The 21970-nt window shown below is 56.6% G+C and carries 15 protein-coding genes and 1 pseudogene; 9 read left to right on the top strand and 7 right to left on the bottom strand.

The features are described 5' to 3' along the window. Window positions 1-44: 44 nt before the first annotated feature. From ABTV22_RS13850 to ABTV22_RS13840, 3 genes are all read left to right on the top strand, one after another. Window positions 45-7007 (top strand): hypothetical protein, encoded by a 6963-nt coding sequence (locus tag ABTV22_RS13850; RefSeq protein WP_433740939.1) that lies wholly within the window; start codon window positions 45-47, stop codon window positions 7005-7007. Between the two features lie 152 nt (window positions 7008-7159). Then, the gene (locus ABTV22_RS13845) at window positions 7160-8449 is read left to right on the top strand and encodes a glycosyltransferase (RefSeq protein ID WP_433740937.1); all 1290 of its coding nucleotides are present in this window, start codon (window positions 7160-7162) and stop codon (window positions 8447-8449) included. An 86-nt stretch (window positions 8450-8535) separates the two neighbouring features. Further along, on the top strand, window positions 8536-9480 hold the full coding sequence (locus ABTV22_RS13840) for a carbohydrate kinase family protein (RefSeq protein ID WP_433740935.1): 945 nt from the start codon (window positions 8536-8538) through the stop codon (window positions 9478-9480). Window positions 9481-9603: 123 nt separating this feature from the next. On the opposite strand, the gene ABTV22_RS13835 is transcribed toward ABTV22_RS13840, so the two are convergent. Continuing rightward, a complete protein-coding gene (locus ABTV22_RS13835; protein ID WP_433740933.1) occupies window positions 9604-10905 on the bottom strand; it encodes an OprD family porin in 1302 nt (433 codons plus the stop codon). Window positions 10906-11348: 443 nt separating this feature from the next. Here ABTV22_RS13835 and ABTV22_RS13830 point away from each other — a divergent pair, with 443 nt between their 5' ends. Both ABTV22_RS13830 and ABTV22_RS13825 read left to right on the top strand, forming a co-directional pair. Further along, the gene (locus ABTV22_RS13830) at window positions 11349-11621 is read left to right on the top strand and encodes a DUF2790 domain-containing protein (RefSeq protein WP_433740932.1); all 273 of its coding nucleotides are present in this window, start codon (window positions 11349-11351) and stop codon (window positions 11619-11621) included. An 86-nt stretch (window positions 11622-11707) separates the two neighbouring features. Further along, entirely contained in the window at window positions 11708-12103 is a 396-nt protein-coding gene (locus ABTV22_RS13825; RefSeq protein WP_433740930.1) for a hypothetical protein, read from the top strand. Here the strand turns inward: ABTV22_RS13825 and ABTV22_RS13820 are convergent. Next, on the bottom strand, window positions 12100-12372 hold the full coding sequence (locus ABTV22_RS13820; RefSeq protein WP_433740928.1) for a DUF1652 domain-containing protein: 273 nt from the start codon (window positions 12370-12372) through the stop codon (window positions 12100-12102). The two genes, ABTV22_RS13825 and ABTV22_RS13820, sit on opposite strands and share 4 nt — an antisense overlap. 298 nt (window positions 12373-12670) lie before the next feature. Between ABTV22_RS13820 and eco the strand changes: the two genes are divergently transcribed. Beyond that, window positions 12671-13153, top strand: coding sequence for a serine protease inhibitor ecotin (gene eco, locus ABTV22_RS13815; protein ID WP_433740927.1), 483 nt, complete (start codon window positions 12671-12673; stop codon window positions 13151-13153). A gap of 26 nt (window positions 13154-13179) precedes the next feature. Here the strand turns inward: eco and ilvA are convergent, their stop codons facing one another. The 3 genes from ilvA to ABTV22_RS13800 form a co-directional block, all read right to left on the bottom strand. Next, window positions 13180-14193 carry a threonine ammonia-lyase, biosynthetic gene (gene ilvA, locus ABTV22_RS13810; protein WP_433740925.1) on the bottom strand — a complete coding sequence of 338 codons (1014 nt, stop codon included), beginning with the start codon at window positions 14191-14193 and terminating at the stop codon, window positions 13180-13182. A 290-nt stretch (window positions 14194-14483) separates the two neighbouring features. Then, window positions 14484-15635 (bottom strand): PQQ-dependent sugar dehydrogenase, encoded by a 1152-nt coding sequence (locus tag ABTV22_RS13805; RefSeq protein WP_433740923.1) that lies wholly within the window; start codon window positions 15633-15635, stop codon window positions 14484-14486. Window positions 15636-15673: 38 nt separating this feature from the next. Continuing rightward, window positions 15674-16015 carry a hypothetical protein gene (locus ABTV22_RS13800; protein WP_433740922.1) on the bottom strand — a complete coding sequence of 114 codons (342 nt, stop codon included), beginning with the start codon at window positions 16013-16015 and terminating at the stop codon, window positions 15674-15676. A 161-nt stretch (window positions 16016-16176) separates the two neighbouring features. Between ABTV22_RS13800 and ABTV22_RS13795 the strand changes: the two are divergent. Further along, window positions 16177-16353 (top strand): annotated as a pseudogene (locus ABTV22_RS13795) (Ku protein); the annotation flags it as partial. A gap of 113 nt (window positions 16354-16466) precedes the next feature. On the opposite strand, the gene lpxO reads toward ABTV22_RS13795, so the two are convergent. After that, on the bottom strand, window positions 16467-17366 hold the full coding sequence (lpxO, locus tag ABTV22_RS13790) for a lipid A hydroxylase LpxO (RefSeq protein WP_433740920.1): 900 nt from the start codon (window positions 17364-17366) through the stop codon (window positions 16467-16469). A 379-nt stretch (window positions 17367-17745) separates the two neighbouring features. On the opposite strand from lpxO, the gene ABTV22_RS13785 reads away from it, so the two are divergent. Together ABTV22_RS13785 and ABTV22_RS13780 are read left to right on the top strand one after the other, a co-directional pair. Next, complete coding sequence (locus ABTV22_RS13785; RefSeq protein ID WP_090321229.1) at window positions 17746-19332, top strand: ABC-F family ATPase; 1587 nt, start codon at window positions 17746-17748, stop codon at window positions 19330-19332. Window positions 19333-19553: 221 nt separating this feature from the next. Further along, window positions 19554-20741 carry an MFS transporter gene (locus ABTV22_RS13780; protein WP_433740917.1) on the top strand — a complete coding sequence of 396 codons (1188 nt, stop codon included), beginning with the start codon at window positions 19554-19556 and terminating at the stop codon, window positions 20739-20741. Between the two features lie 81 nt (window positions 20742-20822). Here the strand turns inward: ABTV22_RS13780 and ABTV22_RS13775 are convergent, their stop codons facing one another. Further along, window positions 20823-21860, bottom strand: coding sequence for an alpha/beta hydrolase family protein (locus ABTV22_RS13775; RefSeq protein ID WP_433740915.1), 1038 nt, complete (start codon window positions 21858-21860; stop codon window positions 20823-20825). Window positions 21861-21970: the final 110 nt, after the last annotated feature.

Raw genomic sequence — 21970 nt, 5'->3', positions numbered from 1 at the left:
GTGATCCTCATCAGCCTGTCGCTCCTCCAGCATTTTGCGCCAACATGTTCGGCTCTAAAGAGAGTCAGGTTTTTGATCAAGCGTCTCTCAACACTTTCTGGTCGTCGATCGAACGTCAACTACGCAGCGAATCAGTGTCTGAGCAGTTCGTTGTAGAACTGCTGAAGTCCGGTATTTTGCAAAAGGACGCCGGTAAAGCATTCGCACCCCTCTTTCTCGAGGCCATCATGCGCTCGATCCAGCCCCTCGACGGACTCTCGCCAGAACAATTACGCGAGTATGTCGACTGCATCTGCAATGAACCCTCGGAGCGATGGCTGGCAACGTTCACAGAAAACGTCAGACTTCCTAATGACGGACTCCATAGATACCTGCAATCGGAACTCACGCGAGCTCGAGCCAGGCAAGAGCAGAAAATCAACGCGGGCGAGTTAGTCGACAATGGCACGTGGAAGTTACTGCGTGACGTTACCCAGCAAACCCGGGTGTTCATTCATCCAAAGAGCGAAGGCGAGCTAAATGAAGTACTGAGCCTGCTCGAAGACTACATCGAGGTCAGGCCTTCACCGGCAGAAGCGAAAAGCCTCGCGTCCAGGCTTCTGCTGGCCATACCCAACACCCGCGAACTGGCCACTTGGGGGGCCGCCGAAAGTACGGTGCAGAAGCTTTGCGATGCGATTGAGGCGTTTCAAGGTGCAGAAAGGCCTGAGCCAAAAGACCTCGATGAAATATTGGCTGACGCTGAATTCTTGAAGGCAAACGACAATGCAACTGCACATCGGTACTTCGAATTCAAATCCGCGACTGCACCCGCCACAGAGAACACACTGTCTGTTTCTGAGCTGATCTCGCTTCTGGAAGAGATCGACAGCAAGTCCAGCTTCTACAAAGAGGTAAACACCGGCGGCCCCCAACCAACCGGTGGCATCCAGGGGAAGTTGACTTATGTCGTCAACGCATTGAGCGCACTGGGTGGGCTCACATCATCTGCGTATATTGACAAGCCCACCGCCCTTCCCAGATCGGTTATTGAAGAAACCGACCCTGTCTCGCCCGCCATGTCCCTGGTCCGCACGGGTTCGAAGAGCACGAGCTTTGATCCAAACTCTACGTCAGCACCTGACAGCACCCACGGCCCTTCCGCCCTGTTCACTCAGGTCGAGCAAACGCGAGCTGAGGTCAACACTTTCGTTGCGGCACAGACGACTCGCAACGGAGTCGCATCAGATAACAACGTGAGCCCCGACTTGGCATCCACTGCCTCACCCGCAACCTTGGGTGGGACCACGCTGGAGCAGTTGACTCAGTCCGTTCTCGATGTCTTTAGTCGTATCGATGATGCACTGACATTTCCGTCGGCTTCGGCTGATGAACTTAAAGGGCTGTTGAGCCAGCTGGAAGAAAGCTCATCCATCCTCGAAGTCCTGGAGCAATTTGAGCCAATAGGACCTTTACAGGTAACGCCGGTTTCATGGTGGGAACCGATCACACAACAGTTGAACCGCTTGCTGTTCCGCCTATCCTTTACCCTCGTCCCCTACTCGCTCGGAGCAGCTTCAACGGCCTTGCAACTGATCAGGGACAATCCGCGGGCAAGTGTGACGACCGCTCTCATCGCCGTCTCGGCGCTGTATAACGAATATCGACAATCGCTTCAGGACCCGACAGACCCCGGCACTGCCCTCCCCCCGGAAGTCGAAAGTCCGGCACTGCATCAGGAGCGGCTGGAGAACGATATAGAGCAAATCCTGGAGAAACCCATGGCGAGGGGTGAACCAGGCCTTTCCCAGACGATTCTCAAGCTCATGTATCAGTCCACGGAACATGACCTGCTAGACGATGAGCAACTGATCGAAGACGTTGCAAAAGTGCTGCAACGAAGCAGTCCACAAAACCCGGCAAAAACCTACCTTGAGCTGATCCTCGAGACGCAAGCAGCGGAGCATGTTGGCCACACTGAGCCAGTATTGAACGCCCATCATGTCCGCAAGCGAGATACTGCGGCAGCTGACGCGGACGTTGCACACGTCGAAGTCTTTGAGCAAGACGTCGAACCGACACCCGACATCGAAGAAAGCGAATCGCATAACCTCGCGACCCTCACTCAATACCTCAACACGATGGATGAGCTGGAAGGTGCTGTCAGTGCTACTGACGAAGACATCGATGACAGCCCATCTGACTCGCAGACCAATACTGCACGGCACGTTATCCGCTTGCTGCGCCATAGGCGCGCTGTGACCTGGACCGATGCTTCAAGGGCCGATGGCGATACGCAGTTGATTAACCGTTACGCGAGCGCGTTGACGGACTATGCCGCCGGGAAAGTCAGTTACAACGCTGCGACTGTCGTGGTGCCCATGCATTCAACCTTTGGCCACTGCTGGCTGAACTTTATCAGCGCCATTAAAAACCCGTTTTTCATTGACTGGGCAAAGCAGGCAAACGTTGACCTTTCTACAGTCAAAGTCAGTACGGCGCACAACACGCTGACCGCCAAGGTCCAGGGCGTCGAAAAGACCTTCACCCTGGAGGATGACAGCGGCTGGGCCAATGTCGCCGGCCCGATACTGAAGACGGCTGGCATCATAGACCCGACCTATCATGGCGTGGCTTACCCGGCCAATTCGTCAATTCCTCTGGCTCTGGTCATCGGGTTCCATGGTGAGCGCCCAGCGCCGGACCGCTCTCAGGCACGTCAGCGCGCCCAGGAGCTGGAGACCCATCCAGCGTTTTCCGAGATCAAGCCGGACGACCCGCTCAGACCACTGGAATCGAGATCCGAAGCACAGGTTGAAAAACAACGACAACGCTTGGGTGACCTCTATAGCTATCACGCCCTGATAACGTCACTGACCGGTCTCATCAACGACAAAACCGACGCCCCCCCCGTCAACCTCAATAGCTGCACGTTGGCCGTTCACAAGGACTCACTATTTGCTCTCAAACATCCCCAGGAAGCCCGGCGCATGGTCACGGCGCAACGGTTCATCAGCGCCATGGGCTTGATGTTACCGATTACCGTGGGAGAAGTGCGCAACCTAATCAAGGCGATGTCATTCGCGTTGCCCGAGAGCAATAAGCGGGCTGATTACAAGGGTGCCTTAGGCTATGAACTGCCCCTGAGCCCTACGCATATGCAAACGATCCGGCAAACCGTTCAGCATTTCGATCAACCGGTCGCCGGCGGCCTGCTCGATGCGCTCTTGCAGCACAAGTCTGTGACCAGTCCCGCTCAAGGACTGAACCTCGCACTCAACAGTGATCTTGGTATTGAGCTGGGCAATACACTGGAGTCCAATCTCAATGCCATCACCACTACCAATAGTGCGGCTGAATGGGTCATGGCAGCGCTGTTGCTCGACCTCGACCCCACGCCGGGGCAGCCGCGCAACCATGTGGCCGGTTACAACCTCACGCAATCGGCCAATTGGGGAGCCAAGCCTTCAGCAGTGGTCAGCCGCCTCGAAGCGCATCTGATAGCCGGTAGAAAAGTTTCCGCCACCAGCGCGCCTGTCGCCGCGTACCACTTGTTGTCCGCTTTCGCGCCAGAGTTTCTGGTTCGCAATTTGCCCGACAATCTGGTCTGTGGCAGTCACACATGGACAAGCTTCAGGATCGCGGTTGCACGTATCGAACAGATCGACCCAGGCGCCGCCATGCTCATGACTTTCGAACAGGTCATGACCTATGGCAGCACGGCCCCCATTACCGCGGGCCAGGAAATAGCCACGCAATCAGCCTCGGTCGATCCGCTGATCGACTGGGCTATCGCCAATGGAAACCTCGTGGCCAATACCAGCGATACCTACACCGCAGGGCAGTTGGACGTCGCCCGGGAGAAGTTCAACAACGTCAGAGCGCAGATGGCCCGGGCTCTAGATTCTTTGACTGCGCCGATGCCTACAAGAGAAGGGCTTGCTCAGGCCGAGCTGGAAAGGGTTTTCGGTGAGGGCTTGCCGTACGCAGACCTGTGCTTTCGTGGTAAAAACATTCCCCACAACGTACGGGCTTCGAGGTATTCGCTGCTCGACCTCTATATCACAGGACAGCTGAAGCCCGGAATCTGGAGCTCTTACAACGGCCAGATCCCTATCCGAACAATTGAAAACAAACTCAATCAACTAAAATCCGTCGACTCCCTCTTCAAGGAAACCTTTACTGCTTACTTTGACACCCTGCGCAGCGGCTCCGAATCGGTGTTCAAGTATTTAATATCGCAATTGCCACTGGAAGATCGACAAAGCCTGGAGTTTGGTCGTCAGACATTTTATTCGGTGCGCAGTGCGGTTGACGAAGGCCGCTACGTTCAAACCCCGGAGCAGATAGAGGCACACAAGGGGCGCCACGGAATATTGCTACGATCGGAATACAAGGGAAAGTTCACTTACTATGAAGTGTTTCCTGACTCGGTGGAAATCCGAAAGAACACAAAACTCCCTATCCACTTGAAGTTGGACGGTGAACTTAAAACCTTTCGCAGCATGAATGACCCGAGCGGTTACATAGAAAAGCAATGCGCCACACCACAACCGATCGATTGGGATGCCTATGAAAAAGGTTCAGTACCCAGAGAAGGTATAACCTCCAACGTCATCATCGAAGAAATACAACCCATCACCCAACAGGTCACGTTCTACCCTGCCGGGTACAACTTTGACAGGGTGCCCGACGCTTTTTCTCCACACTCTCGAGTTGACTATTTGGCCAAAGTCGTCGTCGATGAGCATTTCGTGGTGGGGCGAGACAAACTGGAAAGCCTGGCCCGAGGTTCAACGAACTCGGAGAACGAAAAAGCATTCAAGATCAAAATTTCAGACTTCTTCGCAAGCCTGGTGCCGTTCAAGTCCTGCATAGACAACATCAGCCAGGGCAAAGTCGGCGCAGCCGTGTTCGATTGTGTGCTGGATGCAGCAGGCTTCGTCATACCAGGGGGCGTGGCGGCTGGCCAGGCCGTCAAGGTGGCAAAATCAACAGGCAAAATCTTTCCCAAGACAGTGGAAGTGATCTGGATCACGAGCAGCAGCCTCTTCTCATCCGCCAACCCGCTGGGTGGCATGGGTGATTTGCTCAGGTTCGGGAAAAACACGGTGTGTAAGCTGGGAGCCACGCTTTACCGAGCCGCAGGCCTTGGCATCAATCAGATCAAGAGCTTTTATGGCACCAGCAAAGCCATTGATCATGCGCAACTGCTCAAGCGCGCCGATATCGCAGAGGGCGCAGCCAGCACGGGGTTGTCAGGCCAGACCCGTCCGGTTACGGCGCTGTTCAAGGACGGGAAATGGTATGCCTATGACGCAACCCGCAATCGACCGTATGGTCCTCCCCTCGATAACTTCACGCCGGCCAGCTCCATCGCGTTGGAGCCGGTGACATTCAGCGACGGGACAACCACACTCGCGCCATCACGCCTGTTCGATACAGAGCCTCACACGATTCGACGTTTTTCGGGTCAAGTCGACGTCGTCGTGGGTCATAACGTTTACCGATTCGATCCAACACAGCCCAATACCCTTACCGACATAACCTCACCCTCTCATTATGGAAAACTTGAGGGCTTCGACGCGGTTTGCAGCGCCGGTGGAAAATCCAAGAGAGGCGTAACATGCCTCTCAAAAGAGATAAAAACCACTAAAACCCCCGAACAGCAACGGGCTCAGGCACTGGAGCACAAACGCCTTTACCCTACAAAAGGTACAAACGCTCAAGTGATCCATGAGCGACGCATATACAAGTTTGACGGTGTTGTAGGAGAAGCCACAGCTGCGCCCTTTGTCGAACACATGCGATTCAAGTCGGAAACCACTGGCAGCATCATCAATGATCCCCATTTCGGGTTTCCGGATAAACAAATCGATGATGAACTTGAAAAATCAACACGCATTGTAAGAGTGAACGCCATTATCGATGGCATCGACGACATGCGCGATGTAAGGGCATTTCAGGTAGACATTCCTGGCATCATATATGGCAAATACAACTATTTGGTCGCTGAAGTAGACACAGGACTTTTTTACTTCTGTCCTTACGATAAGAAAAACACAAACAACCTTGTATTCACACGTCTTGATTACGAGGATGATGGTCTGGCGGCCGACCTGATCAATGGTTTTCACAAGGCCAAAGACCCCCTGCTTGAACCCGCACTGGCTATACCGAATCAACGTTTTCAAGCCCTACCATCACTGGATACATTGTATTCAAATCTAGAAATTAAAAAGGGCTTCAGTGCGACTGATATCGAAGCACTGAAGAGCAAAATCGAGCATTTTTCAGATGAAAAAAAACGGGAATTTGTAATCACCACCTGGAATCAAGGGAATATTTTGGGAGTCGAGGTTTATATCCCGGAAATTAAAATAAACATTACTCCCAAACCATCCGCCTTCAGTGGTTTCTCCGAGGCCAACAAGAATCGTTTTTATGCGACTGACGCAGAAAAACAAATAGACGACCAACTACAGGCCACCGGCCTGGGTGCCTTCAATCAACAACTGCCACATGACCCACTCGATAAGGAAAGAGTGAAACTCACTCAGCCCGTTGTTTTGTGGGAGTACGAAAGAGCTGGCAAACCCAATTATCCTGAAATAATACTCAAGACAGGCGCGGGAAACTGTGACCAGATGGCAGTTGCAAGCGCAGTAATCGTGATCAGTAATGGCGGCGTGGCAAGCCTTTGGAGAATGCCGGGAGCGCATACCTTTACTGTTGTCGGGATTCCGATGGGAACTCAACACTCCACTCTCGATTTTAGTGAACCGGAATACATCAACGCATGGATCGTTGACGCATGGGCCGATATCAGTTGCCCGGCCTCCCAATACATGGACGAACTCAAGGCTCAAATGTCCAGCTGGAGTCGCGAGGGACGACAGATCATTTCCACCGACTGGAAGGCCACCCCACCGATTATTCGATGGATGGATCCGCTGGATAGCAATTGGATTGAAAGGGTCATCGATGGACCAAAAGAAACCGCCATGAAAAAGTCCCTGACGCCGTAAAAACCTGAACCAAACCAGACCCGACGCTCCCTGCCACGGGAGCGTCGACCTCTTCGCTCTATACCGACCAAACCACTCCGCCTTCTACAGTACCTGTGATTTAATTGCCCCCCTGCCCGTTCTGCCCTGCCCGCCCCAAGGAATAGCCCCCAATGAGTCATCCCCACGCAACCAAAGTCCTGGTCATTGGTTACGTCTGGCCCGAGCCCCGCTCTTCGGCGGCTGGCGGGCACATGATGCAAATCCTCGAGAGCTTTCTGGAGCGAGGCTGGGACATCACCTTCAGCAGCCCAGCTCGCAGCGGCGAACATCGCGCAGACCTCGCCACGCTGGGCATTAACGAAGTGCCAATCGAGTTGAATGACAGCGGATTTGACACCTTCATCCGCGAACTGGCCCCGGATGTGGTGGTGTTCGACCGTTTCATGATGGAAGAACAGTTCGGCTGGCGTGTTGAAAAACACTGCCCCGGTGCACTGCGCGTACTTGAGAGCTCCGACCTGCAAAGCCTGCGCGATGCCCGGCATCAGCGACTCAAGCAACGCTTGAAAGCCAGTGACGATGCCAATGACTTCAACGAATTGTTCGCACCGGCACTGCGCGAAGAGTTCGAGTTCATGGCCGACACCGATTTGGCCCAACGGGAGATCGCGGCGATTTATCGCTGCGACCTGAACCTGATGATCTCCGAAGTGGAAATCGAGTTGCTGGTCGAGCAGTTCAATGTGCCGCGCAACCTGCTGCATTGGTGCCCGCTGATGGTCGATCTGCCGAGTGCCCCACCCGTGGCGTTCGAAGGCCGCGCGCACTTTCTGCACATCGGCAACTTCCGCCATGCGCCGAACTGGGATGCGGTGCTCTGGTTGAAGACCACCGTGTGGCCATTGATCCGCCAGCGGCTTCCCAGCGCTCAGTTGCACATCTACGGCGCTTACACGCCACCCAAGGCCACCGCGTTACACAATGCGAGCCAGGGTTTTCATGTGATGAACTGGGCCGAAGACGCCTTGCAAGTCATGTCGGCGGCGCGGATATGCCTGGCGCCGTTGCGCTTCGGTGCGGGGGTCAAGGGCAAGATCGTCGATGCGATGCTCTGTGGCACACCTAACGTCACCACGCCGATTGGCGCAGAAGGCATGCACGGCGAGGAAGCGTGGCCCGGCGCGATTACCTGTACGGCTGAAGAATTCGCCGGCAACGCCGTGCAGCTGTATCAGGACAGAACACGCTGGCTGCAGGCTCAAACGCAAGGCTTTGAGCTACTGGCCAAGCGTTACCAACACAAGGTTCATGGTCCGGCATTGGTCAGCCGGATCGAGCACAGCCTGCAAAACCTGCCTGCTATCCGCCGAGACAATTTCACCGGCAGCATGCTGCGTCATCATCACCACAAGAGCACGCAATACATGTCGCAGTGGATCGAAGCGAAGAATCGCCTGTAGGAGCGAGCGCTGCTCGCGATGGACCTCGCAACAGGCCTATGAGCGCTATCGAAAACATGTCGCAACCCTTTAGAGAGTGAACAGTTATGTATTTGGTGTGTGGGGAAGCGCTGTTCGATTTCTTCAGTGAAAACGACGCCAGTGGTCTGGCTTCAAAAGTGAATTTCAAGGCCATTGCCGGTGGTTCGCCATTCAACGTCGCAGTGGGCTTGCGTCGCTTGGGCGTGGACGTGGCACTGCTTGCCGGATTGTCCACCGACCACCTGGGTCGGCGCTTGCTGCAGGTGCTGCAGGATGAAGGTGTAGGTACGGATTATTTGCTGGATTTCGCCGCACCCACGACCCTTGCGATGGTTGCGGTCGGCGCCAATGGCTCGCCGCACTACAGTTTCCGCGGCGAAGGTTGCGCGGATCGACAGCTGAAACCAGAGCATCTGCCGCAGCTGGGGCCTGAAGTGCATGGCTTGCACATCGGCTCGTTTTCGCTGGTGGTGCAACCGATCGCCGACACTTTGCTGGCGTTGGTACGGCGAGAAAGCGGCAAGCGCCTGATCAGCCTTGATCCGAACGTGCGGCTCAATCCCGAGCCGAACATCGAGTTGTGGCGCTCGCGGATCACCACCCTGGTCGAGCATGCGGACTTGATCAAGGTCAGCGATGAGGATTTGAGTCTGCTGTATCCCGAGCAGGATCCTGGGCGGGTCGTCGACGGCTGGTTGCAACACCGTTGTCAGTTGGTGTTCCTGACCCGTGGCGGTGCAGGCGCGACGGTGTTCAGCCGGGTGTATGGCTCGTGGTCGGTGCCGGCCTGTGAGGTGAAGATTGCCGATACCGTGGGCGCTGGCGATACGTTCCAGGCGGCGGTGATTGCCTGGTTGACCGAGCATCAGCTGGATTCGGTCGAGGGTTTGCAACGGCTGAATCGTGAGCAGATCGATGCGATGGTGAGGTTTGCAGTGCAGGCGGCGGCGCTGACCTGCGGCAAGACCGGGCCGGATTTACCGTATCGGCACCAGTTGGATCTTCGCTGATTTGCATGCCCCTTCGCGGGCAAGTCGGGTCGCCGCATCGCTCGCTCCTACGGTATTTACGCGCTTTTGTAGGAGCGAGCGATGCGGCGACCCGACTTGCCCGCGAAGGCGCTCTGTCAGGCGCTACAGCACCGAAAAGTTGTAGCTGACGATCAACCGGGTCTCATCCACGTCCCGGGCGAACTGCTCATAGTTGGTGCGGTAGGTCGCATTGCGCAGGCGCAGGCTGACATCCTTGAACGTCCCGGTCTGCACCACGTATTTGAGTTCGCTGTCGCGTTCCCACTCTTTGCCTTCCTGATCGCTGCCCGGCACCTTGACGTGATCGCCGTTCACGTAGCGCGTCAAGAATGTCAGGCCGTTGAGACCGATGGCTTTGAAATCGTAGTCGTAGCGCAACTGCCACGAGCGCTCTTGGGCGGCGGCGAAATCGTTGACCTGCACGTAGTTGACCAGGTACGGGTTGGTGCCATCCAGGTACGGCATCGAATTGTCACCGTTCATGCGCTGCCAACCGGCACTGAACGTATGACCGCTGATGGCGTAGGCGAGCATCCCGCTCAGGGCGCGGTTGTCGATGGAGCCGGCGCGTGCGGCGCCACTGTCGGCACTCTTGAGCAAGCGCATATCAGCCTTGAGCAAGCCGCTGCCTAGCGGTTGGCTGGCCAGCAAACCGAAGAAATGCTGGCGGTAGATGTCTTCCAGTTCGGCATAGTGATATTGCGCGGTCAGCCGCTCATTGATCTTGTAGTCAAGACCGTACATATCGAAGTGATCGGCCGTGATATTGCAGGCATAACGCTTGTTCTTGCAGTGCACGCGGATGTCCTGGGAATCGGTGGAATCCCGGGCGGTGTACTTGTCCAGGCGCGCGGCCATGAAGGACAGATCCTTGACTTCTCTGGAGGTGAGCATCGCGCCGTTGAACATCGTCGGCAGCAGGCGTCCATCGTTGTACTTGAGCAGCGGTACATCCGGCAGCAACGCGCCGTACTTCAACACGCTTTGCGAGACGCGCACCTTGGCGGTGAGGCCGAGCTTGGCGTACTGATCCACCGAACCACGCGGGTTGCTGCCGCTGGAGGGCAACAGGCCGCTGTTGCTGCTGTCAGGGCTGGAGTCAAGTTTGATCCCGAGCATGCCCAATGCGTCGACGCCGAACCCTACCGTGCCCTCTGTGTAACCCGATTGCAGGTTGAGGATGAAGCCCTGGGCCGACTCCTCGCGCTTTGAAGCGCCCTGCTCGTTGGACGTGTGTCCGTCACGAAAATCTCTATTGAAATACACCGTACGCGATTCGATGTTTGCCTGAGTGTCATCGATAAAACCGCTCGCTTGAGTCGGCCCGGTAAAACCGGCGCACAGCACTAAAGCGCCGAAGCCAAGTGACTGGCGCGCGGTGATCAAGGTAAAGGGGGGACGCATGAAAAACTCCAACAGTGCTGCGTGAACGCCGGGGCGCACGCAGCCAAAAATAGCCTTCGCCCGGATCAGTGGCTGACCGGGGAAGTGAACACGCGGGGGTGAACGGCAATGATGGCAGAAGGCTTCTTGACCTTGCAGTCGACTTTAGTCGGAAGGCTCTAACTGTAGGAGCGAGCATGCTCGCGAAATACGAACGGGCGCCGCTGGGCATCTGGATTCACGCGCCATCATTCACGACCATCGCGAGCGGGCTCACGCCTTCAGGAGGCATTGCCGCCGAACGGTAGTGGCAAAGCGACAGGTGGCATTGCGGCGCGTTAACCAATTCTTAATCGTGCAGTCCAATATTAACTGGACCGCACGCCTTCAGAGTCCTCTGATGACCAGTGCGGCAAGTTCGACGCCATGTCGAGCTGATAACCGCCTGCACTGGAGATCGCACCATGAACTCGCGCGCCCTGCTCGTTTCCGTTGCCCTTGTCTGTGCCCCGCTGACCGCATTGGCTCAAGCCGATGAATCCGCCTCATCCCAAGCCATCCCTTCTTACCACTACGGCATGCCTCTGCATGTCGGCAAGGTCCTTTCGTTGACAGAACCCGACACCCTGGAATGCAAAGTGGTCACGGCGACAATGACGTACATCGATGAGCAATCGGGAAAACCTGCAGAACTCAATTACCGAAAACTTTCTGATGCGTGCAACTATCAGAGCTGACGGAAAAATCTGAAATATCACCTTGCGGTATTCGCGTGAGGGTTCTGGCGCTATGCTCTAGTCCCTCACTGCCGCAAGGATTCGCCATGCAGTTTTCTTTTCGAACGTTATCGACGTTCACCGCCGTGTTGTGTTTCTTCCTGGCGCTGGTCTGGGGCTTCGTGCCCGACTGGATGCTGGCCACCTGGGATAGCGAGTACTCACTGACGACGGGGTTGATCGCGCGACGCACAGCCGTGCTTTTTGCAGCATTGGGTGTGATGTTCTATCTGGCACGCAACGAAGCCCCCTCCGCCACCCGCAGCGCGCTGAGTAACGGCTTCATGCTCGGTTGCTGGGGCCTGGCGATACTGGGCTTCGGCGAATGGCTCAATGGTCATGCCGGGCCGGGTATTTTGCTTGCCGTGGCAATGGAACTGGCGCTGGGCCTGGCTTTTTTCCAGACCCGGCGCGTATCAGTTGAACTGGAAACCGCAGGTTAAAGCGCCTTGCGCATAGCCTGACTGTGCACCGGTTCCACGTAGTGATGTGCAAGATCGGTACGCAATATCGCAATCAATTCGTTGATTTCCCGGCAGCCATTGAGTTGCCGGGCATCGATACCGGTCTTGAAAAGGTCCAACTGATCGGTTTCCCCATCGGCGTACACTTTTACCGTCATGGACAATTCCGGCGACAGCGTGCATTGGCAGCGTTTCGGTAGAAAACTGCTTTCAATGATATTGCGTAGTTCCAAGGCAGAAAGAAACATGGGGACCCTCTCCTTTTTTATGTGATTGCCAATCAATCATTGACGCCCGCTCGTTTGAAATCCTGGTCAGCTTGAGAACAGATAGAGCATAAAACATGCCCTCAAATGCGCCCGGTTGTTCATCGGTAAATCAAGGTTTTATGTAACAACCCATTAACAATTGCCATGCAATTTGCAAGACAAGTTTGCGGAGGTCCTGCATTTTGCAAACACATTAAATTTTGCATCCGCCGCCAACGGCAGTAAAAATGCGCGCCTGGCGAACACTCGCCACTCTTCTTAAACGCAAGGAGGCATCATGAACTCTTTAATCAATCGCCTATCCATCGGCCTTGCCCTGACTGCACTATCGGGCCTGGTCCAAGCGTCAACACTGGAGAAGGTCGCACCTTACCCAAAAGCCGAAGCCGGCTTCACCCGTCAGGCCATTCACCTGCCCCCACAAACCCAGGAGGAAAACTTCAAAGTCGAGATCCTCGCTGGAAAAACCCTGACGGTTGATTGCAACCGCCAACGTCTGGGTGGCGTTCTGGAAGAGAAAAACCTTGAGGGCTGGGGTTATCCGTACTACCGCCTGGAAAAAGTCACCGGCCCGATGAGCACGCTGATGGCCTGTCCGGACGGCAAGAGCAAGCAGGACTTCGTTCCGGTGGTCGGTGATGGCTTCACGCTGCGTTACAACAGCAAGCTGCCCATCGTGATCTATGCACCCAAGGACGTCGAGGTACGCTACCGAATCTGGTCGGCGTCGAGCCAGGTCGACAAAGCCGTCATGGAGTAACCCGTTTTACCGTGCCCTGCCCCCCATCAAGCCAGCGCATCGCTAGACGCGGCGCGCTCGGCCACGTGTTTCAAACTATCAAAATTGATATTCGCCCCCGAGTCGATGGCCACCAGTGTCTTTCCCCTGACGCCGCTGCGCGCCACGTATTGCTTGATCCCGGCCACAGCCAGAGCGCCAGACGGTTCGGTGATCGAGCGCGTATCGTCGTAGATATTCTTTATCGCACAGCAAAGCTCGTCGTTACTGACCGTCAGCACTTCATCGACACAAAACCGGCACACTTCGAAACCATGAGCACCTATTTGCGCGACCGCTACACCATCGGCAAAGGTGCCCACGGTTGGCAGGACCACGCGCTCACCGTCCTGTAACGCGGCTTTCAAGCAGGCGGAATGCTCCGACTCGACGCCGATGATGCGCACCTCCGGCCGTAGGTATTTGATGTACGCAGCGATGCCGGCAATCAATCCCCCACCGCCCACTGGGACGAATATCGCGTCCAGCACACCTTGATGCTGCTGGAGAATCTCCATGGCCACTGTGCCTTGCCCGGCAATCACATCCGGATCGTCGAAAGGCGACACAAAGGTTCTGCCGGTTTGCTCTACCAGCGCCAATGCATGGGCCAAGGCAAACGGAAAGCTATCCCCATGCAATAGCGCTTCAGCACCTCGACTGCGTACGCCTTGCACCTTCAAATCCGGCGTAGTGGCTGGCATGACGATCGTAGCGTCGATACCCAACTTCCGAGCGGCAAGTGCCACGCCCTGGGCATGGTTTCCGGCCGAAGCGGTAATCACGCCGCGGTTCTTTTGCGCAACGCTCAAGTTCACCAGTTTGTTGTAGGCACCACGGACTTTGAAGGAAAACGTCGGTTGCAAATCTTCGCGCTTGAGCAGGATCTGGTTGCCCAACGTTTCAGACAACCCAGGTGCCGTTTGCAGCAGTGTGCGCACAGCCAGTTCGTAGACCGGCGCGGCAAGGATTTTTTTAACGTAGTGCTCAAGCAGGGAATGTTGCGCGGGCGTGCTGGTCATGATCGTCTCCTGACATTGATCAGAACCCCGAGACAGAAAATGAAAACCCGCCTCTAGGGCGGGTTGGGTGCTGCAGTCGTGAGCTAGCCCGCCAAATGAGGAATGGCGGTAATAATGCTTGGCTGGCAGCGCAATACGGTAAAAGTCATGGCCAGAAATTAGCCGGGCGTTGATGGCAAGTCAATGGCCTATTGGCAGATCTGGAGCTGTCGAAGGCTGAGATCTTTTGATTTTGCTTCTTTGAAAGATCGCAGCCTCGTTGCACTCGACAGCTCCTACAGGGCGACGGTTTATTTCAGGCCGATCCTGTACAACCCTCCATTCTCTTCATCGGTTAGCACATACAGATACCCGTCCGGCCCCTGCCTCACATCACGGATGCGCTTGTCGAGTTCACCCAGCAAACGTTCTTCATGAACGACCTTATCACCGTCCAATTGCAATCTGATCAGTTCCTGGGTTACCAATGCGCCGATGAATGCATTGTGCTGCCAAACCTTGAATCGATCTGCGTCATAGAACGCCATGCCACTCAGGCCGGGAGACTTTTCCCAAACATGGTGCGGCCCGACAGTGCCTTCGACGGTTTTCCCTCTGGATTCCGGGATTGGCTGACCTGAATAGTTGATGCCGTGGGTGGCCATTGGCCAACCGTAGTTCCTGCCGCGCTCGATGATGTTGACCTCATCACCGCCTCGGGGGCCGTGCTCGTTTTCCCAAAGTGCGCCCGTCCAGGGGTTGAGCGCCGTGCCTTGCGGATTGCGAATGCCATAGGCCCAAATCTCCGGTCGCACACCGGGCTGGCCGACAAAAGGGTTGTTGTCCGGTACTTTGCCATCCGGGTAAATCCGCACGATCTTGCCTTGCAGCTTGTCGAGGTCCTGGGCCGTCGGGCGATCGTTGTTTTCACCCAGGGTAATGAACAGGAAACCGTTGCGGTCGAACACCAGCCGTGAACCAAAATGGTTGCCGACCGAAAGCTTGGGCGCCTGGCGAAAAATCACCGTGAAGTTCTTCAGGCTCATCAGGTCTTCGGACAACTGCCCGCGACCAACGGCCGTGCCGGCCTTACCGCCCTGACCGCCACCTTCAGCGTACGACAGGTAGATCGTACGGTCCTGCTTGAAATCCGGTGACAACGCCACGTCCAGCAGCCCCCCCTGCCCTTTGGCCCAGACCTCGGGTACACCGTTGATGGGCGCAGAGAGTTTTCCGTCGGGACTCACTACCCGCAGGTTACCGGGCCGTTCAGTTACCAGCATGCCCGTGCGGTCAGGAAGAAACGCCAGTGCCCAAGGATGCGCCAATCCCTCAACGATTGGTGTGACCTCAAGGGTGCCCTGTTCACTCTCCATGTCTTGGGAGGGTGCTGCCAGAACAGGCAGCGTGGTGGTGATCAATAAGCTGACGCAAACAGTGGCCAGGAGGGTTGGTCGCAACATGCACGGTTCCTTATGTCATGGGACGGTTACCCGACCACTCAATTGCGGGGCGCTGGATTGGGGATGAATTTTGGGGTTCCAGCAGGCGCCGATTGACTTTGCGGATATCGGTTGCCGATCCCGCCGTTATCAAGGGTCGGTGGTCGTGGCACAGGCACGGTGTTCGGGCTTCGAATGGCCGGAGCGCTGGGTTGCGTGCCCTGCATGCTATTGGGGTTGGCCCGCCGAATCGGGCTGTTGTAGGGATTGTTGTTGCCACTGTTCGGCAGACTCTGGGCGACCTGCAACGGTGTTTGTGGCAGTGGGTCTTGCGCGTGAGCCAGTTGACCAAACGTACTGCTCAAGGCCAGCAGGATGACGCCGCTTACGCATCGTTTCATGGGGTGCCTCTTCGACGTGCGTGTGTGGGGACTTCGATAACACGCTACGCCCAGGGTTCGAATTTGTTAATCAAAACCTCCATGAGCAGATGTAACACGACGTTTTTTTCCAGCGCTCCGGACGAATGGCAAACCGCTGGAACTTTTATTGCAGATTGGCTCTGGGGCTAGTGGGCAGGAAGGCGTATGAGGGCAAGATCGAGGATGTTGAAACGGATTCAGGGGAAGAAGCACGCAAGACGGCGGTTGTGATTGAATTGACTGAATTGCTCAGGCGCAGTCTGGATGGCAGGGCAAAGCCTGCAGCCAAGAAAAAGGCCAGCAAATGGCCTCTGTAGGAGCGAGCATGCTCGCGATGGTGGAAAACGATGACGCTGGGTGCCTGGCTCCCCGCGGGCTCTGGCGTCCATCGCGAGCATGCTCGCTCCTACAAGTACAGAGGTTAAGGCCCTCAGATCAGGACAAAGACCGCCAGCAAACCACCAAAAATTGCCCACTTCTCCAAGTAATAGAGCTTGCGATTGCGCTTCTTCAGTTCCTTTCCGCGCAGCCGGATCTTATAGATTTTGCTGAACAGACGATTGAGCCCCCCGGTTTTGTCGCCCGCCTCGTTTGGCGCGCCGGCAGCCGACATCACTGACCGGCTGAACCAGCCATTGAACGCGGCTGCCCAGCGGTACTTCATCGGTCGCTCGACATCGCAGAACAGAATAAGGCGATTTTGCTGGGTGGTGTTTTCGGCGTAGTGAATGTAGGTCTCATCGAACATCACCGCTTCACCGTCACGCCAGTAATAGTTCTCGCCATCGACATTGATGTAGCACCCGGCATCGTTGGGCGTTTCCAGGCCCAAGTGATAACGATAGGAGCCGGCGTACGGGTCACGGTGGCGCACCAGTTTGGAGCCCGGCGGCAGCTCGGCGAACATGGCGGCCTTGATTGAGCCGATGCTCTTCACCAGTTCAGTGGTACGCGGGCAAAGCTTCATGGCCGACGGGTGGCTGTCGCCATACCACTTGAGGTAGAAGCGCTTCCAGCCGGTCTTGAAAAACGAATTGAAACCCAGATCGTCGTACTGATTCGAACGCTTGATTTCACCCGCGCGCAGCAGGTTCTGGCCTTCGGCGCGGATTTCTTCCCAGTGAGTCTGCAAGGGGCTCAGGTCGGGAAAGTCAGCCGGATCAAGGTAAGCCTTGTTGGGAAGCTTGGAAAACAGATAAAGGAAGCAATTGATCGGCGCGAGAAACGTCGAGTGATCACTCAGTTGGCGGCCCAGCTTGTGGCGTACGCGTCCGCGCAAGTGCACATACGCGATAGAAACAACGTAAATAGCGGCAATGAAGAGTTTCACGGAAATCATCACACGTCAGAAATGAACAAACTGCGCCCCCTCTGCCAGACCAGCGGCCTGCGGGACTTGTGCAGCGTCTGAAAACAAAACATTGGTCCGGGTACCCATTACCGGAATGAGTTGAAAGATGGCATTTTAGCCACTGGTTGTAACCAATTGTTAGCCTTCAGATGTGAAAATCTGTCCACTGATGCGGGCAAACCGTGGTTGCGGCCTTATTGCCCTATCGTTTAAAGAGCCAGACCAGTACAATCGCCGCCAAACTTTACGCGCCCCCTTGGTTGATGACGGGAATACCCCGGCCTCAGCGCACTTCGATTCGGGCCAAGCGCGGTACTCCCGCACCCTCGCTACTCTGAATGCTTCGCAGGAAAAACCTTTGATTTCTACAGCTAACATCACGATGCAGTTTGGCGCCAAGCCGCTTTTCGAAAACGTTTCCGTCAAGTTCAACGGTGGTAACCGTTACGGCTTGATCGGTGCCAACGGTTGCGGCAAGTCGACGTTCATGAAGATTCTTGGCGGTGACCTCGAGCCCTCCGGTGGCCAGGTCATGCTCGAGCCGAACGTGCGCCTGGGTAAACTGCGCCAGGACCAGTTCGCTTACGAAGAATTCACCGTGATCGACACCGTGATCATGGGTCACGAAGAGCTGTGGAAGGTCAAGGCCGAACGCGACCGCATCTACTCGCTGCCGGAAATGAGTGAAGAAGACGGCATGGCCGTGGCCGAGCTGGAAACCGAGTTCGCCGAAATGGACGGCTACACCGCCGAATCCCGTGCCGGTGAGCTGCTGTTGGGCCTGGGTATTCCCCTGGAACAGCATTTCGGCCCGATGACCGAAGTCGCGCCAGGTTGGAAACTCCGCGTCTTGCTGGCTCAGGCACTGTTTTCCGATCCGGAAGTGCTGTTGCTCGACGAACCGACCAACCACCTGGACATCAACACCATCCGCTGGCTGGAAACGATTTTGACGGCGCGTAACAGCACCATGATCATCATTTCCCACGACCGTCACTTCCTCAACAGCGTCTGCACTCACATGGCCGACCTGGACTACGGTGAACTGCGCCTGTTCCCGGGCAACTACGACGAGTACATGACCGCGGCGACCCAGTCCCGCGAGCAACTGCTGTCGGACAACGCCAAGAAGAAAGCCCAGATCGCCGAACTGCAGACCTTCGTCAGCCGCTTCTCGGCCAACGCCTCGAAAGCCAAGCAGGCCACTTCCCGCGCCAAGCAGATCGACAAGATCCAGCTGGCCGAAGTCAAGCCATCGAGCCGCGTGAGCCCGTTCATCCGCTTCGAACAAACCAAGAAACTGCACCGCCAGGCCGTGACCATCGAGCAGATGTCCAAGGGCTTCGACGGCAAGACCCTGTTCAAGAACTTCAGCTTCACCGTCGAAGCCGGCGAGCGCGTGGCGATCATCGGCCCGAACGGTATCGGCAAGACCACGCTGCTGCGCACCTTGATGGGCGAGCTGACGCCGGACGCAGGCTCCGTCAAATGGACCGAAAGCGCGGAGCTGGGCTACTACGCCCAGGACCACGCCCATGACTTCGAAGACGACGTCAGCCTGTTCGACTGGATGGGCCAGTGGACGCAGGGCGAGCAGATCATTCGCGGCACTCTGGGCCGCATGCTGTTCTCCAACGACGAGATCCTCAAGTCGGTCAAGGTCATTTCCGGTGGTGAGCAAGGTCGCATGCTGTTCGGCAAGCTGATCCTGCAAAAACCGAACGTACTGGTAATGGATGAACCGACCAACCACTTGGACATGGAATCCATCGAAGCGCTGAACCTGGCGCTGGAAAACTACCCGGGCACGTTGATCTTCGTCAGCCACGACCGTGAGTTCGTATCGTCGCTCGCCACGCGCATCATCGAGCTGAGCCCCAATGGCGTGACCGACTTCAGCGGCACCTATGACGACTACCTGCGTAGCCAGGGTGTGGTGTTCTAAGGGCAGCTGCAAGTTTCAAATGAATAGCCCTGTCCTTGTGACAGGGCTTTTTATTGCCTGAAGATCAAAAGATCGCAGCCTTCGGCAGCTCCTACAGGGAAAATGCATTCCAATGTAGGAGCTGCCGAAGGCTGCGATCTTTTAATAGTTAGCCTGCTTTCTTTTATCCCCCCGCCACGCCATCATGCAGTTCTCCCACCGCCGCCCGCGAACGAGCCCTCATGTCTGCGCCGCTACAGCCACCGCAAAGCTCCATGGCGATCACCCTGCAGATCGTCTCCATCGTCTTCTACACCTTTATTGCCTTCCTCTGCATCGGCCTGCCGATTGCGGTGTTGCCGGGTTACGTTCACGAGCAACTCGGGTTCAGCGCGGTTATCGCCGGGATCACCATCGGTTCACAATACCTGGCTACCCTGCTCAGCCGCCCGATGGCCGGACGCATGTCCGACACTGTTGGCACCAAACGCGCGATTGTTTATGGCTTGTCGGGCATTGTCCTGAGTGGCGTGCTGACGTTGCTGTCGACTCTGCTGCAGAGCACGCCTGTTTTGAGTCTGGTGATCCTGATTGCCGGCCGCTTGTTGCTCGGGGTCGCCCAAGGCCTGATCGGGGTAGGCACCATCAGTTGGTGCATGGGCCAGGTGGGGGCCGAACATACGGCGCGTTCGATTTCCTGGAACGGCATCGCCTCCTACGGCGCTATCGCCATCGGCGCGCCGCTGGGGGTGGTGATGGTCGATCAACTGGGGTTCACCAGCCTGGGGATCGCGTTGTCATTGCTGGCTGCTCTGGCGCTGCTGCTGATCCGCAACAAACCGTCGGTGCCGGTGGTGCGCGGCGAACGCCTGCCCTTTTGGGCCGTGTTTGGACGCATAGCGCCCTTTGGTGCGAGTTTGAGCCTGGCGTCCATCGGCTACGGCACCCTGACCACCTTTATCACCTTGTATTACGTCAACCGTGGCTGGAGCGGCGCGGCGTACTGCCTGACGGTATTCGGGGTGTGCTTCATTCTGGCGCGGCTGCTGTTCATTTCCAGCATCAGCCGTTTTGGCGGATTCACTTCGGCCATTGCCTGCATGACCATCGAAACCGCGGGTCTGGCCTTACTCTGGCTTGCCCCTTCAACGGGCTATGCCCTGATCGGGGCCGGCCTGACCGGTTTTGGCCTGTCGCTGGTCTATCCGGCGCTCGGTGTCGAGGCGATCAAGCAGGTGCCCAACTCCAGCCGTGGCGCGGGGTTGAGCGCTTATGCAGTGTTTTTCGACCTGGCATTGGCGATTGCCGGGCCGTTGATGGGCGCCGTGGCGTTGAACCTTGGATATTCGTGGATTTTCTTTATTGCCGCGCTGTTGTCAGTGGCTGCGCTGGTGCTGGCCGTGCTGCTCAAACACCGGTCACTGGCTTGACGACTCCCTTGTAGGAGCTGCCGCAGGCTGCGATCTTTTGACGTTAAAGATCGCAGCCTGCGGCAGCTCCTACAGGGGCGGCTACTGATCGGCGGTTTGCATGCCGGCGCGGGACACTTTTCCAAGGGTGCGCGAGAAGAAGCGTCCAGCTTCGGTAATCAGGTTGCGGTGAATGTCTTCGCGATCGACGCCATCGGCATCGGTGCACAGCGCCGGCATGATGACGATCTGTTCATCGTTGCAGGGCGCCATGAACACGAAGTGCCCGGCTCCGGCCAGCAACTTGAAGTCCGGTGCCACCGGCAGTTTGCGCGCCAACGCCGCAGCGTTTTTGTCGATGGGCACCAGCTTGTCGCCGTCACCGCTGTACAGCAGCACCGGTACATGCACATCGGCCAAGGTCTGGCGGCCAAACTTCAGGCTGAGCGGCGCCATCAGCATCAATGCATGGACGCGAGGGTCGGCCACCGGTTGCAAATCATCACGATCGACGATGAGTTCACCCTGGGTGTTACAGGCGTCGCGATCGTCCGGGCGTTCCTGGCAGTAACGGCGCAGGCGATCCAGGTCCGGCGTCGCACCGGACAGTATCAACGCCGTCTCCCCGCCCGCCGAGTAACCAATGACGCCGACCTGATCGGCATTGACGTAGGGCGCCAGCATCCGGTCGCCCAGGGTTGCGGTAATGGCTTCGGAAATCTGGATCGGGCGTCCGTACAGGTTGCTCAAGGTGCCGAGACGACTATGGTCCTTGGAGTTGTCACCCGGATGAATCACCGCCACCACCACAAACCCCTTGCGTGCCAACGAGGTGGCCAGGTCATGCAAAGCCAGTGGGGTTCCAGTGTTGCCGTGGGACAGCATCAGCATGGGAAAGCGGCCCATGGCGACTTTGGTGTCTTCACCGGCCTCGACCGTGTAACCCTCAAGTTTGCTGGAGTGCTCTTTTTCGCTGGAGGGATAGAACGCGATGGCACGCATCGGCTGCAGGTCGAGCGGATCGAGAAAGCTCATCTCGTGGTAGCCGACGCTCCAGTGTGGATGCGGCGCAGGCGCGGCGTGCACTGAATTCAGGCTGCTGAATAAACATATCAGTAAGGTTGCACAAAGACGCATCATGGGATGCCCCACCCTGTTACCGGACCGCGGTTGTTCACCCTTGACTGCATATCTCGGGCCACAACTCATTAAAATCATGAAACAGTCGGAAACAAAAAACTCCGCACCTG

The organism is Pseudomonas putida (genome assembly GCF_050990305.1).
Taxonomy (GTDB): domain Bacteria; phylum Pseudomonadota; class Gammaproteobacteria; order Pseudomonadales; family Pseudomonadaceae; genus Aquipseudomonas; species Aquipseudomonas putida_AH.
Note: the sequence above shows the minus strand (reverse complement) of the source record. Positions and strands in the feature narration are given on the sequence as shown.